This is a genomic window from Pantoea sp. C1E2, assembly GCF_056491465.1.
This window is the reverse complement of record NZ_JBSZHT010000004.1, coordinates 106,336-121,985: the sequence shown is the minus strand read 5'-3', so window position 1 is coordinate 121,985 and position 15,650 is coordinate 106,336. Positions and strand designations below refer to the sequence as shown.

Annotated in this window: 12 protein-coding genes; 5 read left to right on the top strand and 7 right to left on the bottom strand. The window is 52.9% G+C overall.

Annotated features, from left to right (window positions below; translation table 11 throughout):
* The first annotated feature begins 51 nt into the window (after positions 1-51).
* From ACXI0A_RS21995 to fecE, 4 genes are read left to right on the top strand one after another with little or no spacing between them, the layout of a single operon-like run.
* The gene (locus ACXI0A_RS21995) at positions 52-939 is read left to right on the top strand and encodes a Fe(3+) dicitrate ABC transporter substrate-binding protein (protein WP_476145862.1); all 888 of its coding nucleotides are present in this window, start codon (positions 52-54) and stop codon (positions 937-939) included.
* On the top strand, positions 936-1,925 hold the full coding sequence (fecC, locus tag ACXI0A_RS21990; RefSeq protein ID WP_476145864.1) for an iron-dicitrate ABC transporter permease FecC: 990 nt from the start codon (positions 936-938) through the stop codon (positions 1,923-1,925). The genes ACXI0A_RS21995 and fecC overlap by 4 nt, the downstream gene beginning before the upstream one ends.
* Complete coding sequence (gene fecD, locus ACXI0A_RS21985; RefSeq protein ID WP_476147125.1) at positions 1,922-2,878, top strand: Fe(3+) dicitrate ABC transporter permease subunit FecD; 957 nt, start codon at positions 1,922-1,924, stop codon at positions 2,876-2,878. Before fecC ends, fecD begins: the two co-directional genes overlap by 4 nt.
* Positions 2,879-3,652, top strand: coding sequence for a Fe(3+) dicitrate ABC transporter ATP-binding protein FecE (gene fecE / locus ACXI0A_RS21980; protein WP_476145865.1), 774 nt, complete (start codon positions 2,879-2,881; stop codon positions 3,650-3,652).
* 1 nt (position 3,653) lies between these two features.
* On the opposite strand, the gene ACXI0A_RS21975 is transcribed toward fecE, so the two are convergent.
* From ACXI0A_RS21975 to ACXI0A_RS21965, 3 genes are all read right to left on the bottom strand, one after another.
* Complete coding sequence (locus ACXI0A_RS21975) at positions 3,654-4,892, bottom strand: aromatic amino acid transporter (RefSeq protein ID WP_476145867.1); 1,239 nt, start codon at positions 4,890-4,892, stop codon at positions 3,654-3,656.
* 273 nt (positions 4,893-5,165) lie between these two features.
* Complete coding sequence (locus tag ACXI0A_RS21970) at positions 5,166-5,792, bottom strand: hypothetical protein (RefSeq protein WP_476145869.1); 627 nt, start codon at positions 5,790-5,792, stop codon at positions 5,166-5,168.
* A 9-nt stretch (positions 5,793-5,801) separates the two neighbouring features.
* Positions 5,802-5,996, bottom strand: a complete 195-nt coding sequence (locus ACXI0A_RS21965) for a hypothetical protein (RefSeq protein ID WP_034830156.1) — start codon at positions 5,994-5,996, stop codon at positions 5,802-5,804.
* Between the two features lie 71 nt (positions 5,997-6,067).
* Here ACXI0A_RS21965 and ACXI0A_RS21960 point away from each other — a divergent pair, with 71 nt between their 5' ends.
* On the top strand, positions 6,068-6,295 hold the full coding sequence (locus ACXI0A_RS21960; protein WP_476145871.1) for a hypothetical protein: 228 nt from the start codon (positions 6,068-6,070) through the stop codon (positions 6,293-6,295).
* On the opposite strand, the gene iolG is transcribed toward ACXI0A_RS21960, so the two are convergent.
* The 4 genes from iolG to ACXI0A_RS21940 all read right to left on the bottom strand — a co-directional run bounded on the left by iolG (position 6,289) and on the right by ACXI0A_RS21940 (position 15,617).
* On the bottom strand, positions 6,289-7,299 hold the full coding sequence (gene iolG / locus ACXI0A_RS21955; protein ID WP_476145873.1) for a bifunctional inositol 2-dehydrogenase/D-chiro-inositol 1-dehydrogenase: 1,011 nt from the start codon (positions 7,297-7,299) through the stop codon (positions 6,289-6,291). The two genes, ACXI0A_RS21960 and iolG, sit on opposite strands and share 7 nt — an antisense overlap.
* Before the next feature lie 33 nt (positions 7,300-7,332).
* Positions 7,333-8,154: a TIM barrel protein gene (locus tag ACXI0A_RS21950; protein ID WP_476145875.1), complete on the bottom strand. Its 822-nt coding sequence runs from the start codon at positions 8,152-8,154 to the stop codon at positions 7,333-7,335.
* Positions 8,155-8,300: 146 nt separating this feature from the next.
* Complete coding sequence (locus ACXI0A_RS21945; RefSeq protein ID WP_224933216.1) at positions 8,301-9,746, bottom strand: sugar porter family MFS transporter; 1,446 nt, start codon at positions 9,744-9,746, stop codon at positions 8,301-8,303.
* 321 nt (positions 9,747-10,067) lie between these two features.
* Complete coding sequence (locus ACXI0A_RS21940; protein WP_476145877.1) at positions 10,068-15,617, bottom strand: autotransporter outer membrane beta-barrel domain-containing protein; 5,550 nt, start codon at positions 15,615-15,617, stop codon at positions 10,068-10,070.
* Between the last annotated feature and the right edge of the window lie 33 nt (positions 15,618-15,650).

The window sequence follows — 15,650 nt, the reverse complement described above, 5'->3', positions numbered from 1 at the left end:
CCGGGCAGCCCTTAGACTTGCCCGGTTTTTTGCTTTTGTGGAGATCTCACTATGCAACAATTACTTCGCTGGCTGATGATCGGATGTTTTATCGCATCGGCTTTCAACGCGCACGCCGTCACGGTGCAGGATCAGCACGGGACTTTTACCATTGATAAGGTTCCTCAGCGCATTGTGGTACTGGAGCTATCCTTTGCCGATGCGCTCGCGGCGGTGGCCGTTAGCCCGGTGGGGATCGCTGATGACAATGATCCACAACGTCTGCTGCCAGAAGTCCGTCAGCAGCTGCAACCCTGGCAATCCGTCGGCCTGCGGGGACAGCCAAGTCTGGAAGCCATTAGCGCCTTACATCCCGACCTGATTATTGCTGACAGCAGCCGCCACACCGCGATTTATGCTGCACTGCAGCGCATCGCGCCGGTCTTATTGCTGCAGTCGCGTAATGAAACCTACGCGGAAAACCTGCAGTCTGCCGCGATCATTGGTGATGTGGTCGGCAAACATAGTGAAATGCAGCAGCGCCTGGCATTGCATCAGCAACGCATGCATGATGCCGCCGCAAAATTGCCGGCAAATACCCCGGTGCTGTTTGGTACTTCACGTGAAAACCAGTTTACCCTGCACTCTTCAGCCAGCTATACCGGCGGCGTGTTGATGGCGTTAGGTCTCCAGGTGCCACCGCCCATCAATCATGCGCCGATGACTGTGATCAGCCTGGAACAATTGCTGGCAATCAATCCCAGCTGGATATTAGTAGCGCACTATCGCGATGAAAGCGTCGTGAAAAAATGGCAGCAAGATCCGTTGTGGAGCCTGATTAATGCTGAACAGCAGCATCATGTCCGCGCAGTGGACAGCAACAGTTGGGCGCGCGCACGTGGATTGTTTGCTGCAGAAAAAATTGCCAGTGACGCTGTCACGTTATTTGCCGAACCATGAAGTCATCTTCCCGCTGGCTCATCAGCCTGCTGGCATTGGGCACCGCCTTTTGGTTCAGCTTAATCAGTTTTGCTGCACTGCCGATATCCGCTCAGGCGGCCTTACACGCGCTGCTGCCGGGAGATGCGCACAGCATAGCGGAGGCGCTGGTATTTAATCTGCGCCTGCCGCGAGCACTGGTGGCTATCTTGCTGGGAGCCAGTCTGGCGTTGGCCGGGGCACTGTTACAGGTGCTGACCCACAATCCGCTGGCCTCACCGGCTATTCTTGGCATTAACAGTGGTGCGGCTCTGGCGATTGCGCTGACGTCGGCCTTCAGCCCCATTGCGCTGGAAGGCTACCCGCTTTCGATCATCGCGGCTGCGGGTGGTGGGTTGAGTTGGCTCTGCGTCAGTGCAGCAGGACGAGGCAGCAACCAGCACGCCGACCGCCAGCGGTTAATCCTTACTGGCATCGCCCTTTCCGCATTCTGCATGGCGTTAACCCGGGTAACGCTGCTGCTGTCGGAAGATCACGCCTTTGGCATCCTTTACTGGCTGGCCGGCGGTATTTCTCATGCGCGATGGCAACAAGTTTGGCTGCTGCTGCCGTTTGTCGTTTTCCTGACGCCGCTAATTTTACTTCAGGCGCGCGCGCTCAATCTGCTGGGCATCGGTGATGAGGCCGCTCATGCGCTGGGAGTGAATCTGTATCGCCTGCGATTATTACTCAGCGTGGCACTGCTGCTACTGGTGGGCGCGTGTGTGAGTGTGGCTGGGCCGTTAGGCTTTATCGGGTTGTTGGTTCCTCATCTGGCACGCGCATGGGTCGGTCACGATTTACGTACCCTGCTACCGATGTCAATGCTACTCGGCGCACTGATTTTATTAGTGGCAGATATTGCCGCTCGCTGGCTGGCATGGCCTGGTGAAATACCGGCGGGTGTGGTGCTGGGATTGGTTGGCGCCCCCGGATTCGTATGGCTGGCGCGGAGACGGCCATCATGAGTGCGCGCCTGGTGTTCTGTTTACTGCTGGCGAGCACGATGATCGCCTCGCTGTTCAGTTTGAAACTCGGCGTGCAAGACATGAGCTGGGCACTATTCTGGCAATCATGGCATTCCGCTGGCGATGCGCACTATGCCGTGTTCGAATATCGTTTGCCGCGTCTGTTGCTGGCGATACTGGTGGGAGCCGCGCTGGCTGTTTCCGGTGTCCTTGTGCAGGGCATTATTCGCAATCCCCTGGCGTCACCGGACATTCTGGGCGTCAACCATGCCGCCAGCCTGACCACACTGTCAGCGCTGCTGCTCTTCCCTGCGTTGCCTGGTTTCTGGCTGCCTCTGCTTGCCTTTGGCGGCGGGTGTCTGGCGTTACTGATATTACGCCTGCTGGTCGATTTCTCGGCGCCTTTACGGCTGGCGGTGGTGGGAATCGCGCTAGCTGCTTGCTGGGCGAGTCTGACGGATTACCTGATGTTGTCGCGCCCCCAGGACGTCAACATGGCACTCCTGTGGTTGACCGGCAGCTTGTGGGGGCGCGACTGGTCGATGGTCACGCTGGCATTGCCTGTACCGCTGTTACTGCTCGCCAGCCTGCGTTTAACGCGCGATCTTGATCTGCTGGCTCTCGGCGATGAGCGCGCCGCCACCCTGGGCGTTGGCCTGGTGTCGGTTCAGCGCTGGGCTTTTGTGGTCGCAGTGGCGCTGGCGGCAATCAGCGTGGCGATCTGCGGGCCCATCGGCTTCATCAGCCTGGTGGTACCCCATGTGATGCGTCATTGGGTGGGTGGGCGTCATCGCCGCTTGCTGCCGCTAGCGGCTGTTGGCGGTGCACTACTGCTGGTTTTAGCCGATTTATTCGCACGCACCCTTGCACCCCCGATGGAACTGCCTGCTGGCGTGATTACGGCACTTCTGGGTGCTCCCTGCTTTTTCTGGTTACTGATTAGGATGCGCTAAATGCAACTTTCAACTCAGGATCTCTGTGTCGGTTATGGCAACAAACGCATCCTTCACCATCTTAATCTGACGCTCCCGGCAGGAAAGATTAGTGCGTTGCTCGGTCCCAACGGCTGTGGCAAATCGACGTTGCTGAAAAGTTTCGCCCGATTACTTACCCCGCAGCACGGCGAAATACGCATTGCACAGCAAGCGTTGCCGTCTCTGACCTCTCGCCAGCTGGCACGACGTCTGGCGTTGTTACCACAACAGCATTTGACGCCCGAAGGCATCAGCGTTGAAGAGTTAGTGGGTTATGGCCGTAGTCCGTGGCTGCCCTTTTGGGGCCGCTTGTCAGCCAATGATAAAGCACAGGTTCAGCGCGCAATGGCACGCATGGACATTTGCGATTTAAAGCATCAGCGTGTGACGGCACTTTCTGGTGGACAGCGCCAGCGGGTATTTCTCGCTATGCTACTGGCGCAGGATACGCCGCTGGTTTTACTCGATGAACCCACCACCTGGTTAGATATCAATCATCAGGTTGAATTAATGAAGTTAATGGGGGAACTCAAAGCACAGGGTAAAACCGTGATTACCGTGCTGCATGACCTCAACCAGGCCGGTCGCTATTGCGATCACCTGGTGTTATTGAAACAGGGGCAATTGGTGACACAGGGCACACCGACAGAAGTATTAACACCACCGGTATTACGTGAGGTTTTTCAGATCGAGGCCAGCGTGGTGGCCGATCCATTATGCGGCGCACCACTCTGTTTATTTCACGATGTCTGAATTAAGCGCTGCCAAAGGTGGGCAGCCAACCCAGCCAGCTCAGTGACCAGGCGAGGATATTCAGCACACCGAAAATCATCACCAGCACAATTGAGAGCGTGGAACGCGGCATCCCGGCAAAACGCTGTTGTGCCTTCCATGCCAGCATCGCCGGGATAAAAACAGCCCAAAGCGTAGCAAACAGCCCCGCAAAGCCAATCGCGGCGACAAAGCCATGCGGCCAGAGTAATGATGCGATTAACGGCGGCAGAAAGGTCAGACAGGCAGTTTTCAGACGTGCAACAGGCGAATTGCCCCAGCCTAAACGATCGGTGATGAAGTCAAACAGTCCGGCGGTGACGCCAAGAAAGGACGCAATCACAGCAAAATGCGAAAAAATGGACATCATTAATGCCAGGGCGCTGACATGCAGATGATTGCTCAGGGCCGCCATCAGCGCGGCGATATCGCCACCTTGTTGCACGATCGCGGGGAAGGCCGCGCGAGGTAGATTGCCCATGGTGCTGGTAATCCAGAACAAATAGAGTGCCAGCGACATCAGAGTACCTAACACTAGCGCTTGTGTGATATGTCGTTTGTTGCCGTCGTAGTAGCTTACCAATCCGGTGATATTGCCGTGATAGCCAAAAGACGCCAGACAAAACGGCAATACACCGAGGGCATAAGGCCAATAGCTTTCTCCCGTTGGTGCAGTGCTGATTAAGGAAGGCAGACTGACCTGAGTGAGTAAGCCACCGAATAGCAGGATCAGCAGCAGGATTTTCGCCAGGACACAGAAAGTCATTAAGCGGCTCACGCCGGTCGTGCCAAGCCACACCACGGCGGCAACGCAGAGCGTAAGCGCAATTTTCGCGCCTGCGGTGGAGAGCGGCAGCCCCGCCAGGTTCAGCGAGTGTTGATAAACCGGACCGCTGGCGGAGATGTAGGCATAAGTCAGGATACCTAATACAAATAAAATGCTCAGACCGTTAAGCACTGCCCAACCGTGACCCAATAAATCTTTAGTTAAGGTGTCGTAACCGGATCCCTGTGGATAGTGCAGGCTGGTGCGCATGAACAGCAAACCGGATAGCAACATCGCGCCCCACGTCACCAATAACAGCAGCAGCGCCCAGCCAAACCACGCACCGGCCATCACAATCGGCAATGTGAACATACCCGCGCCCACCACTGTGCCGCAGATAATCATCGCGCCCCACCAAACGGATGGCTGGCGACGGCTAAAGGTTAACTCCGTCATTTTTTAAATCCCTGCAGATATCAAAGGCGGCGATATTACACGGAAAGAGGCTTTAGGGTGAGGCAACGGCATCAGGTCGTGGTGCGGTGAGTGTCAGCTTAGGGTGACAGCGTCACTCGCTGGTGGCGTGTTCAGACTTGTTGTTGATGAATTCATCGAAACATTGGTAAGTGCTGGTATCAAATAACGAAATGGCTTCAACCTCATTCATTGGTATCACATGCCGGAAATGTTGCAGGTTCAATCCCTTTGAGTCCGCCGTAATCCCCTTCTTCAGATAGAGTTCGTAATAACGATGTTGTTCGTGATAATACAACGTGTCCTTATCCGGTAGCCACTGATGCAAGGGATGATTGAAAGGTGCTGGGTGAGACTGTGCTCTATACGGGGTGCGGCGACATAACCAATGTAGACCTTGCGTGATTTAAGCGTAACGAAAATCAACATGTCTTCATCAATAGCCTGAACCAGCAGGGATTCAATCGCATCCATGGCAGCCATTTCACGATAGGCGGCCTGACGGACGCGTTCGTCACGCAAGGATTTTTGTGCGGCATCACCTGCCCTCCAGGCGATAAAACATCCTGCACACAAAGAGAGAATGAAAAACAGTGGATATGAGAGAGCCGTTTTGTTCGTTAACCACGAATAGAAGTCTTTGATGCCATAGGTGGACACAAACAGATGGGGGATTGAAATAATGAGACTAACAATGAGTAAAAACAGGTAGATGAACAGAATCAGGCAAAATCCCTGAATGACAAACTTGCAGCCATGCATGGCAACATAAAAGTACGATGTCCAGCCATTAGTTCTGGCCTGACGTATGCGTGATTGATAATGATTTTCTGTAAACCAAAAGCCACAGACCAATACCACCATAATCACCAACGGACCCATCGTTAATCCTTAACGTTTCGCGGCCAATTCCTTCATGCGAGCCTGCATGGAATCGCGGACCTGCGGATTACTCATATTTAACCAGGCATTACCGTTCGCATCAGTGATAATTTTGCTGTCATTTGACTGCTCAATATCCTGCTGGTTGATTGATTGCATCAATCGCCCCGGCATGCTGAGAAAACGCTCCAGAAATTTTGGCATATGATCTCCTGACTTCACGAAGTTTAAACCGTCAACGGGCATCAACCGTTTCAACATGATGCCTACACAAAGTGAAAACTCAACCTTTCCTTAAATTTCGACATTTAAATGTGGGCAACATTCAATCTAAGTCTGAAAAAGTACCCCTTTTAGAAGGCAAAACAAGCCATCTCGCTTTAAATGAACTGAATATTTATACAGCACTGAGCGGTGAATCTCCAACGATAAATCAAGCACACTTGCTGACGCTGGCTACTGACAAGGGCGCACAAGGGGTGCGCCCTTGCATCCATCATTGATAAAACGCGGGGCGTGGAGGCATAGTAATCGGCACAATTTCACCGTTATTCTGTGCGGCAACACAAGCATCAGCGGCAACAGCAGCAGCATAGCCATCCCAGGCAGATGGGCCAGTCATGTTGTCAGACAACACATTGTTAATGAAATCCTGCAATTCCACATCATAGGCATCGATGAAGCGCTTTTTCCAGTCGGTCAGAATTCCCGTGGAGAGCTTAGCCGCACTGCGCGTCTGGATGGACATCGGCTCAGGCAAGCTGGCAATTCCGGTTTCACCCACCACTTCGCACTGGATGTCATAGCCGTAGGCGCAGTTGACGAAAATTTCGACGTCAATGCGTACGCCCTTCGCCGTTTCCAGCAGCACTATCTGTGGATCCTTTAGATGGGATGAGGCTTTACGAGTTTTACGCGGATAAATCACCTGAGCACTGACGTAATCGTCTTTTAATAACCAGCGCAGGACATCCAGCTCATGAATCAGCGTATCGGTTATCGCCATATCTGTGGTGTATGAATCGCCGACTTCCGGATTACGGTGCGCGCAGTGCAGCATCAAAGGTTCGCCAATTTCACCGCTATCAATCACGTTTTTCAATGCTCGATAACCACTATCATATGGACGCATAAAGCCAACCTGCACCCGTTTTTTACCCCCGGCGATTTCCGCTTCCACAATATTTATACAACCCTGCGCTGTCACCGCCAGCGGCTTTTCACAGAACACGGCTTTACCGGCTTTAATCGCTGCCAGCACAAATTCTTCGTGCGTTGGACCCCATGATGTCACCAGAATAGCCTGCACGTCCGGGGCATTGATCAGGTCATGTGCATTGTCATAGATCTCGGCTTTAAGCCCGAGATCGCTAATGATCTGTTCACAGTTCGGACGGTTGATATCATTCAGTGCAACTACGCGGGCATTTTGCAGTACCTGACTGCAACGACGAATGTGTTCGCGGCCGATTGCGCCAGTGCCGATTACACCAATATTGAGCGTCATGGTTTGTTCCTTCGATCTTCTGTACAAGTAAAATTAATGGTTCAGATAGTCAATGCTGGTACGAATTTCACGCGCGATATCCGCTTCGCTCCACGCATCCATCGCTGACGAGAAGGGTTCGAACGCGTAAACTCCGGTGTAACCCATCTCCTCCAGGCGCTGGACTTGCTGCTTCGATTGCAGCCGATCATCAGCACTGAGCATGATGCGTTCTTCATCGGTCAATACTGCGACTGGACGTGCATCTGTCACGCCCGACAGGTGCACCAACCCGATATTGTTGACGTCAATGCCTTTGGCGAAGTCTTGCTCTGCCCCTTCATACAAATGATGATGGAAGGTATCGAGTACGATTTTGAATGGCACACCCACCTGCTTAATCAGTTTTTGTGCCAGCGCCGCTGAACGCAGTGAACTCTGCGGAAAGCCCAACGGCTCCACCAGCCCTTCGATGCCATATTCGTCAAATAGCGGTGCGAGGGTTTGTAATGCCGCCACCGTTTGTTCGCTGGAGATAACCGTGCCGTCATTTAACGGACACAACACCAGCGCTTTCGCACCCGTTTCACGCGCGTCTTCTAATAAACTCCGCGTTTTTTCTAATACCTGATCGGATAATTGGTTAAATGGATAGACTGCGTTAATCGTTTCAATCGTGAGTGCGTGTTCAACGGCAAGCTTGCGAATTTCTTCGCCACCTAAACCATCCGTCACACTCCCACCCTTCATATCATTACGGATTTCAACTTTATTTAACCCCAGGTCTTTCACCAGGGTGAAAAACTGATTGATAGTTAAATTAGGTGCAATTTTACGGTTAACACAAAATCGGTCATTACTTATTTTATACGTCATGATATTTCCTGAAATAATTATCAGTTTTTTTAAATTCTTTTTTCTGCAGCGCTTAACTGATTTGATAGTAATTTATCTTTTTCATCTGTACTGCTTAAACGTTGAGTGATTTACATCAACGTTATGCAGATACAGAATCCTCACCGTTAAGGCTTACCGTCGTACAACGCAAAGAAGTAATGCTCGACCTGTTCGAGACTGCGGCCACGCGTTTCCGGGATGGTGCGCAGTACAAACATCGAGCCGCCAATACCAATGATTGCGAAGGTCAGGAAAGCACCAGCCAGACCAAAGGCAGCCAGCAATATCGGGAATGCCATTGAGATAGCAAAGTTGGCCATCCATAAAGCAAATACCGCGCCTCCCATGCAAATTCCACGCATTCGCGCGGGGAAGATCTCCGACAGCAGTAACCAGGTTACCGGAGAGAGTGCACCTTGCTGGAAGCACAGGAACATCAGCATGCCAGTCAATACCAAATAAGCGCGCAGCAGATTAACCTCTCCACCCGCCAGATATTCCGGCATGAAGAAGCACACGGCGGCAATAAAGAACAGGCACGCCGTGCAGCCCATTTGCCCTACCAACACCAGTGGCCGGCGGCCGATTTTGCCTATCATCCAAATGCCCACCAGGGTCATCAGCACGGAAATGACGCCGTTCGCTATGGTGGCAAACAGTGCGGCATCATTACTCAGCCCGGTCGCAGTCAGCATAGTTGGCGCGTAATACATAATGGTGTTAACGCCCGTCAACTGCTGGATGGCGGCAATACCAATCCCTAAAAGAAATACCTTACGCAGCCAGGGGGTGCGCAGATCGCGCAGTCGGCCTTTGCCTTTCTGACGGTTTTCCTCAATGGTCTCTTCAATTTCTTCCAACTCCCACTCAACATCTTCAGCCGCACGAGTCTTCTCCAGTACTCGCCTGGCTTCAGGGGTATTGCCTCGCATCACAAGCCAGCGTGGACTCTCCGGCATGAAAATCATACCCAGCCACAACATCACTGCGGGAACCGTAGAGAGTGCCAGCATCCAGCGCCACGTATGTTCACCACCCCAGATTTCATTGAAGGTCGCATTCGAGACATAGGCCAGCAGTTGACCCGATACAATCATCAACTCCTGCAGGGTCACCAGTTGGCCGCGTTTGTTGGCGGGCGCGATTTCAGCGATATAGACCGGCACGGTCGCCGCCGCACCGCCCACGGCGATACCGAGAAAAAGGCGTGACACAATCATCGACACCACATCCGGTGCAAAGGCGGAACCGACTGCGCCAAGGGCAAAAATAAATGCCAGTGAAATGATGATTTTGCGACGGCCCATGGCATCAGCAAAGTGCCCGGCAAGCAGAGCGCCGAACGCTGCACCAAACAGTAACGAGCTGGTGACCAGCCCGGTGGTAAAAGGGGTTAATTGCAGGTCACTGCGCATAAATAACAGCGCACCCGATACCACCCCGGTATCGTAGCCAAATAATAATCCGCCTAAGGTTGCCACCAGTGCAATAATCTTCACAAAGGGCTCAGTTCGCGTCACGCTATTTGGACCTGACGCGGTGTTGGTCGAGATATACAGTTCTTTTTCCATAACCTCTCCTGGTAAAATGCATTTGGAAATACAACAGAACAAAACAGAAAATGACGCTATCGGTATTTTTATTTCATGTTAATTTTTATTTGAAATTCATTTTTCGAAATGTGACATCAAGCATTCTGGCTGATTTATTTTGATGGTTAAACATCAAAAGGGAGCGTTAATTTAAAGAGAGAGAGGCGAAGAAGGATTCGAATAACCCTGGGTTGAGGTGGGCGATATTAATTAATGGCGGCGTGTATGTATTTAAACATTCGAGCGAGGAAATAAGAAAACCCTTACGCCAATGCCTATTGGCGTAAGGGGTGAATACAATCAGAATTGCCAGCGAACACCGCCGTTGTAGCGCCAACCTTTGGTGCCGTTACCATCAATTTCCTGGCGATAGTCCGCCTCGGCGTACAATGAGAGATTCCCTTTCAGCGCAGCCGTGCCACCGATGCCAACGTCCCACATCTGACCAAACTTCCCGCTGTCAAAACTGACGCTATCCGCGCTGCCGTTAATGCCCGCTCGCGTGGTCGCGGCCCCTCCCCAACCGCGCGTGTAATTGGTACGGATGTAAGGCGTGTATTGCTGCCCAGCTGCATCTTGCCAGCTGCGATCCAAACGCGCACCAATGCGACCAATGGTTTGATCGTAATCGCCCCAACTGACGCGGGTGTTATCTCGATCCACCAGATCATCCATGTTGAGCTGCAGGTACATTAATTGCGCCTGCGGTTCAAGGCGAATGCCGTTGCCCAGCTGCCATGGATAGCCCGTTTCCAGGGACGCGCCCCAGCCATTGCCTTTCAGTTTGCCCACCTCTTTCTGCCGCGCAATATCGGTATCGCCACGATGCCAGTCGAATGACAGCGCCCCATCAACATAGAAGCCACTTTCACGTAGCCAGGTGCCATAGAGCGACAAGGTGTCGCTATCGAAGCTGGTTGAACTGTAACCGTCCGCTGCATCGGGACGAATACGGGCATTACCGCGGGTATAGGCCACGCCGGCTCGCAAACTGTCGCTGGCGCCCTGCAGATGAATCAGATTGCCGCCCAGTTGCACCGCGCTGTAATCAAGATCGAAATCGTAGCCGTTTTGGCTCAGGCTGCGATCCGTCTTGTAAGTGAGGTTGGATCCAAGATAACGAATAAACATCTCGCCGCCGTTACCCGCGCTGCTGCCTGAATCCTGGCGCAATTCGCCCAATCGCTTATGCAGATCGTCCATCACCGCCATGTTGTAGTAGGCCAGCCCGACCGGCGCAGAAATATATGATGGCATCTGAGGCGTAAGTTGTGGACGCACCGCATTACCTGCCGCCTCGCTGACAAAGTTGCTCGCAAGACGAAAATCCTGACCGGTTCCGTTTGAACTGTTGTAAAGGCCATATTGATAAGGACCGGATGCGACATAGCCATTCGCCAGCACGAAGCTATTAGCACCAGCGTTGCCTGTCACCTGCGCCAGTGTAATACCTTGCTCCGGCGTAATAACCGCCAGGCGGTTCGCCACCGGGTTAACATCCAGCATTGTGGTGCCGCTGGTGTTGCCATTCACGCGCAGGCTGTCGCTTACACCATTGTCAATCTGCGTGTTCAGCTTCACATGACCGCCAGCTGAATTGAGATCCCCATCGATGGTCAGCGTGTTGCCCGGCACCCTACTGCCATTGGTCAAATCCAGCGTACCGGCATTATTCACCACCAGCGAACCGTCGGTTGCGCCACTCAGGAGTGGATTGACGCCATCACCCGCATACAACGTTGAACCTTCATCGATATTGATGGTGCTGTGCGCCAGTTTCAGATTATCGGTCAACGTCCACTGGGTGTTATTGAAGTTAATGGTGCTCCAGCCGCCGCCAAGGTTGGTCCCTTTACTCAAGTCATCGGCAGAGAATGACCCGCCGCGCGCATTGATGTCATTAAAATACAGCGTACTGCCTGCACCATTCTGCGTGGTGATGTGCCGGGTATTAGCCAAATCTACTTTTTCCACCAGCGCCTGGTTGGTGCCGTTCCCCATGGTCACGCTGCCATTCAGCGTACCGCCAGACACCTGCACGATGTCGTTACCGGCACCGGTATTCACATCCCCCACCACGCTACCTGACATCAGTGCAATCCGGTCGTTGGTCGCGCCGCCCGCCACCACCTCAATATCCGGGAAAGTCGCGCTGATTTGCCCCTGGTTGATAAACAATGTCTGTCCACCGCGCAGATCAATCACTGGTGACACTTTACTGTTTGAGACGATATTGCCCCGGTTAATCACCTCACTGGCCGTGTCAGTAACAATCGCCGATCCACCAGTAAAGTCATACACGCCGATAAAGCCTTCGTTGATCACTTTGCCGGTAGTATTGGCGCGTACACCGGTTGTGTTGGCACCCGAAAGGAAAATGTAATAATTGGGACCGAGGGTTAAATCGTTATGGGTGACAGAACCATCCTCATTGGCAAACAGATAGCCGATGCCCGGCGCGTTGGTCTGGCTGTTACTGCTGACATTGAGATAAACATGGTCGTCATAGCCGAACGAGGTTGCCGAGCGAATGCCATTACCGCCATTGACGTCCAGTCGCACATAATTCAGGGCGATATTGCTGGTTTCTGCACGATTATTAATAAGATTGCGGGCACCACTCAATACCACATGATCGGCGCTAAATCCGGAGGCACCGCTATCAATCAACACCGTGTCTGCGTCACCGCTGGACCAGATATTGCTGCTGTAGCTGTTGTACTGATCGCCTTGCCCATCACCAATAATGTTGAGCGAACCGCCATTGCCGACGCGAATGGCAGCCGTTCCTTCGGAATAGATTTGTCCGCTGCTTTGTCGATAAGTCGAGGAGCCTGATGAGGCATCCAGCGCCACCCCTTTATACGCGAAGATCGAACCACTGTTGATCAGCAGGCCGCCGTCCGTCAGTGCAACCGCGCGGCTATTATTGCCATTGACGGTGATGGTGCCCTGGTTATTGATATTGCCGTAGCTGCCAGCGCTGAATAACGAGATATTCTCAGCATCCGTCGTCAGATTGGCGCTGTTACTGATGCTACTTAAGCCTTCAAGCGCCTGATAACCGATTTGATTGGCAGCATGGAAGGTAATTTGACTGCCTTCACCAATCTCCACCTTACCGCCATTAGCCGCCTGTGCGCCTACCGCATGTTCACCGTACAAATTAATGGTGCCATTTTGGTATAAATAAGCTGCGTCACCATAAGCCACGCCACCCACGGAAGGCAGTGCCGCGCTGGCATTACCTGCGGAGACGTTGATCGTACCGTTGTTGGTTGCACTTGCGCCAACCGAGTAGGTGTAACCCTCGACGTAAAGCCCGCTACTGCCATTGGTAATCGACACCGAGCCATTATTGGTGGCATTACCGCCAAGCGATGCGATCCCGGTGGTGTTGCTGCCTTGCAGCGTGATATCACCGTTATTGATCAACTGTCCCTGGCTACTGGCAATAAAACCAACCTGCCGATCCTGCGAGCCATGGATGTCCGCATTGTTGGTCAGCAAGGTGTTGGTGTAAGGAAGCCTGGTGGAATTGGTAATTAAGCCGTTGAGGTCGGTACGATTGCCCTGTACCTGAGCCACGATGCTGTGTATGCCATTCATATTAATGGTCGTTGCCGCGTCGATTGTGCCCTGAGCCGCGCCCTCAATACGCAGGCCGATGCCATTTTCGCCGAGATTAAAGATCGCATTGCCGGTGCTGACCGTGGTGTTATCGCCACTGCCAAGAACGGCGGTGGAAAGGTTACCGTTTGAGTTTAGCGTCATGCCACTGCCATCAAATTTCGCGCCATCCTGCACACGAAATATTGATGCGTTATCGCCCGTTACGCCGTAGTGGCCATTCTCGGGCAGCAAGATCTTCGCGTTCGGGCCCATAGCGAGAAAGGTGATTTGATTAGCACCGCTGTTACCCGTAGGAACTGCCGCCTGCGCCACATTGACCGTGGCATTGCCTTCAGCGCGTATCCCAATCGCGCCCGCACCGTTTAAGGTGATCGGTCCGGTGATATCCGCCGAAGCGGCGCCGCTATCGATACCTTTCACCCATACTGCGGTGTTTCGTGTCCCTGCTGTGACATTTGCATTCCCGGCAATATTGATTGGGCCACTGGACCAGGCGTGCGCAAGGCCACCGTCATTCGCCGTCACCAACAGGCCGGTGCCGTTATCGCCATTAAGGTTAATCACCCCGGCGTTGCCCACCTGGCCGCCGCTGCCGGAATCCAACACTGCCAGACCCGTGCCGCGACCGTTGACATCAATCACGCCATTGTTACGGGTGACAGCATCCCCGCCGCCGCTGACGCTCATCGCCGCGCCACCTTGTACACCAGACCCCATAACGATGTGGCCGTTATTGATTGCACTGGAGTTATCCAATTGAAGGATACCGTTGGCGCTATTCAGCAGAATGTCAGAGGTCGCATCACCCGGATGATTTTGCGGCGTACGGCCAAGATAGATCGTGCCATTGTTGGTGAAGGTGCTCGCAGCACCACTCAGCGTCACCGCTGTAGCGCTGCCGTTGTCACCGACCAGATTGATAGTGCCGTTGTTCACACCAGCGCTGTTATCCAGCAGGACGGCTGATCCCGTGCTATTGATAATGCCGTTGTTGATAAAATGACTGTCGCTGGCGTTGACGGCTAATCCGTTTATGCCGAGCGTGCTGTTATCAATTCCAGTGCCATCGGCATTATTGAAGAAACCGCTATTGATCACACCGTTATTGATGCCGCTGCTGCCATTGGTTAAGACCAGCGCATCATTATCGGTGATTCCGCTGCCGGTACTGGCAAGCTTGCCGTTAATGGTTGCGGTGGCACCATTGTCCGCACGCATTGCTCCACCGTTGGCATTGGCCACCTCAAGGGTTTTCCCCGCCTCAACGGTAGCATGCGCATTGGCACCATCCGCGCTGAGTACCACGCGTTCCCCAATTGGCAGGAAGGCTTCATCCTCATCCGGAGTATTCACTCCCCACACCACCTGTCCGCTGCTGAGCGTTACCGCTTTATTAAACTCGTTGTTGTAGTCAGCGGAACTGATTTGGCCGTTTCGCAGTTGATCTATCAGCCAGTCGTTGTAACTTTGCAGGTCACCCAACGACGTCACGTTGAAGTCGGTAGTATCGCCATACAGGCTGGTCACACTGAATGCGCCGTTATAGGTCACCAGATTGTCCACATTCAGGCCCCAGCGCGACACGGCAGGAATCTGCGTCGCGGTGAAAGTAATGCGGTTATCCGAATCCCAGTTCATATTGCCTTTATTACTGGCGGTAAATAAGCGGCTCTGTTTTGCCGCCATCTCCCAGCCATTGGCTACCGTGCTGGCTCCCTCAGTGCCTAATTGTACGTTAATGGTGCCATTACTCACCGAGGCGACACGCGCATCAATGTACTGTTGATTGTTCACCTCTTCGAAATCGGTGACCAGGGTGCTGCTATCGACCGGAGCAAGATTGCTCAACGCGGCAGTGTTGTAAGTCTGAAAATTGCTGTAAGAGCGTTGATCTTCATTAGGCACGGAGATAGTGAAATCCTGCGCACCTAAACTCAGCCTCTCTTTGCCTAATAAGTTGTTATCTGTCACCAGCCTGCCTTGATCCTGCAACTCGCCAATGGAGACCTGCAGTTCGCCACTTTTACCCGGCGCGAATTGCGGCAAACCCGTTAGCGACTGGGTGCTGCCATTACACACGCAAAACACCCCTACTTTGTTATCATTTTTCGCAGGGTCAAAGGGTTGAATAACGGCGGCATTGATTTGCATCGCAGGAATAATAATGCCTTGTGCAGCCAGCAAGCTGATAACCAGCGGTTTTAATTTAAACAACATCCTTTCCTCCAGAGAGAAAATAATATTTATCGC

Bases quoted from the DNA above. Each gene is read 5' to 3' on its own strand.
- ACXI0A_RS21995 (WP_476145862.1), top strand. From the start codon at position 52: ATGCAACAATTACTTCGCTGGCTGATGATCGGATGTTTTATCGCATCG.
- fecC (WP_476145864.1), top strand. From the start codon at position 936: ATGAAGTCATCTTCCCGCTGGCTCATCAGCCTGCTGGCATTGGGCACC.
- fecD (WP_476147125.1), top strand. From the start codon at position 1,922: ATGAGTGCGCGCCTGGTGTTCTGTTTACTGCTGGCGAGCACGATGATC.
- fecE (WP_476145865.1), top strand. From the start codon at position 2,879: ATGCAACTTTCAACTCAGGATCTCTGTGTCGGTTATGGCAACAAACGC.
- ACXI0A_RS21975 (WP_476145867.1), bottom strand. From the start codon at position 4,892: ATGACGGAGTTAACCTTTAGCCGTCGCCAGCCATCCGTTTGGTGGGGC.
- ACXI0A_RS21970 (WP_476145869.1), bottom strand. From the start codon at position 5,792: ATGGGTCCGTTGGTGATTATGGTGGTATTGGTCTGTGGCTTTTGGTTT.
- ACXI0A_RS21965 (WP_034830156.1), bottom strand. From the start codon at position 5,996: ATGCCAAAATTTCTGGAGCGTTTTCTCAGCATGCCGGGGCGATTGATG.
- iolG (WP_476145873.1), bottom strand. From the start codon at position 7,299: ATGACGCTCAATATTGGTGTAATCGGCACTGGCGCAATCGGCCGCGAA.
- ACXI0A_RS21950 (WP_476145875.1), bottom strand. From the start codon at position 8,154: ATGACGTATAAAATAAGTAATGACCGATTTTGTGTTAACCGTAAAATT.
- ACXI0A_RS21945 (WP_224933216.1), bottom strand. From the start codon at position 9,746: ATGGAAAAAGAACTGTATATCTCGACCAACACCGCGTCAGGTCCAAAT.
- ACXI0A_RS21940 (WP_476145877.1), bottom strand. From the start codon at position 15,617: ATGTTGTTTAAATTAAAACCGCTGGTTATCAGCTTGCTGGCTGCACAA.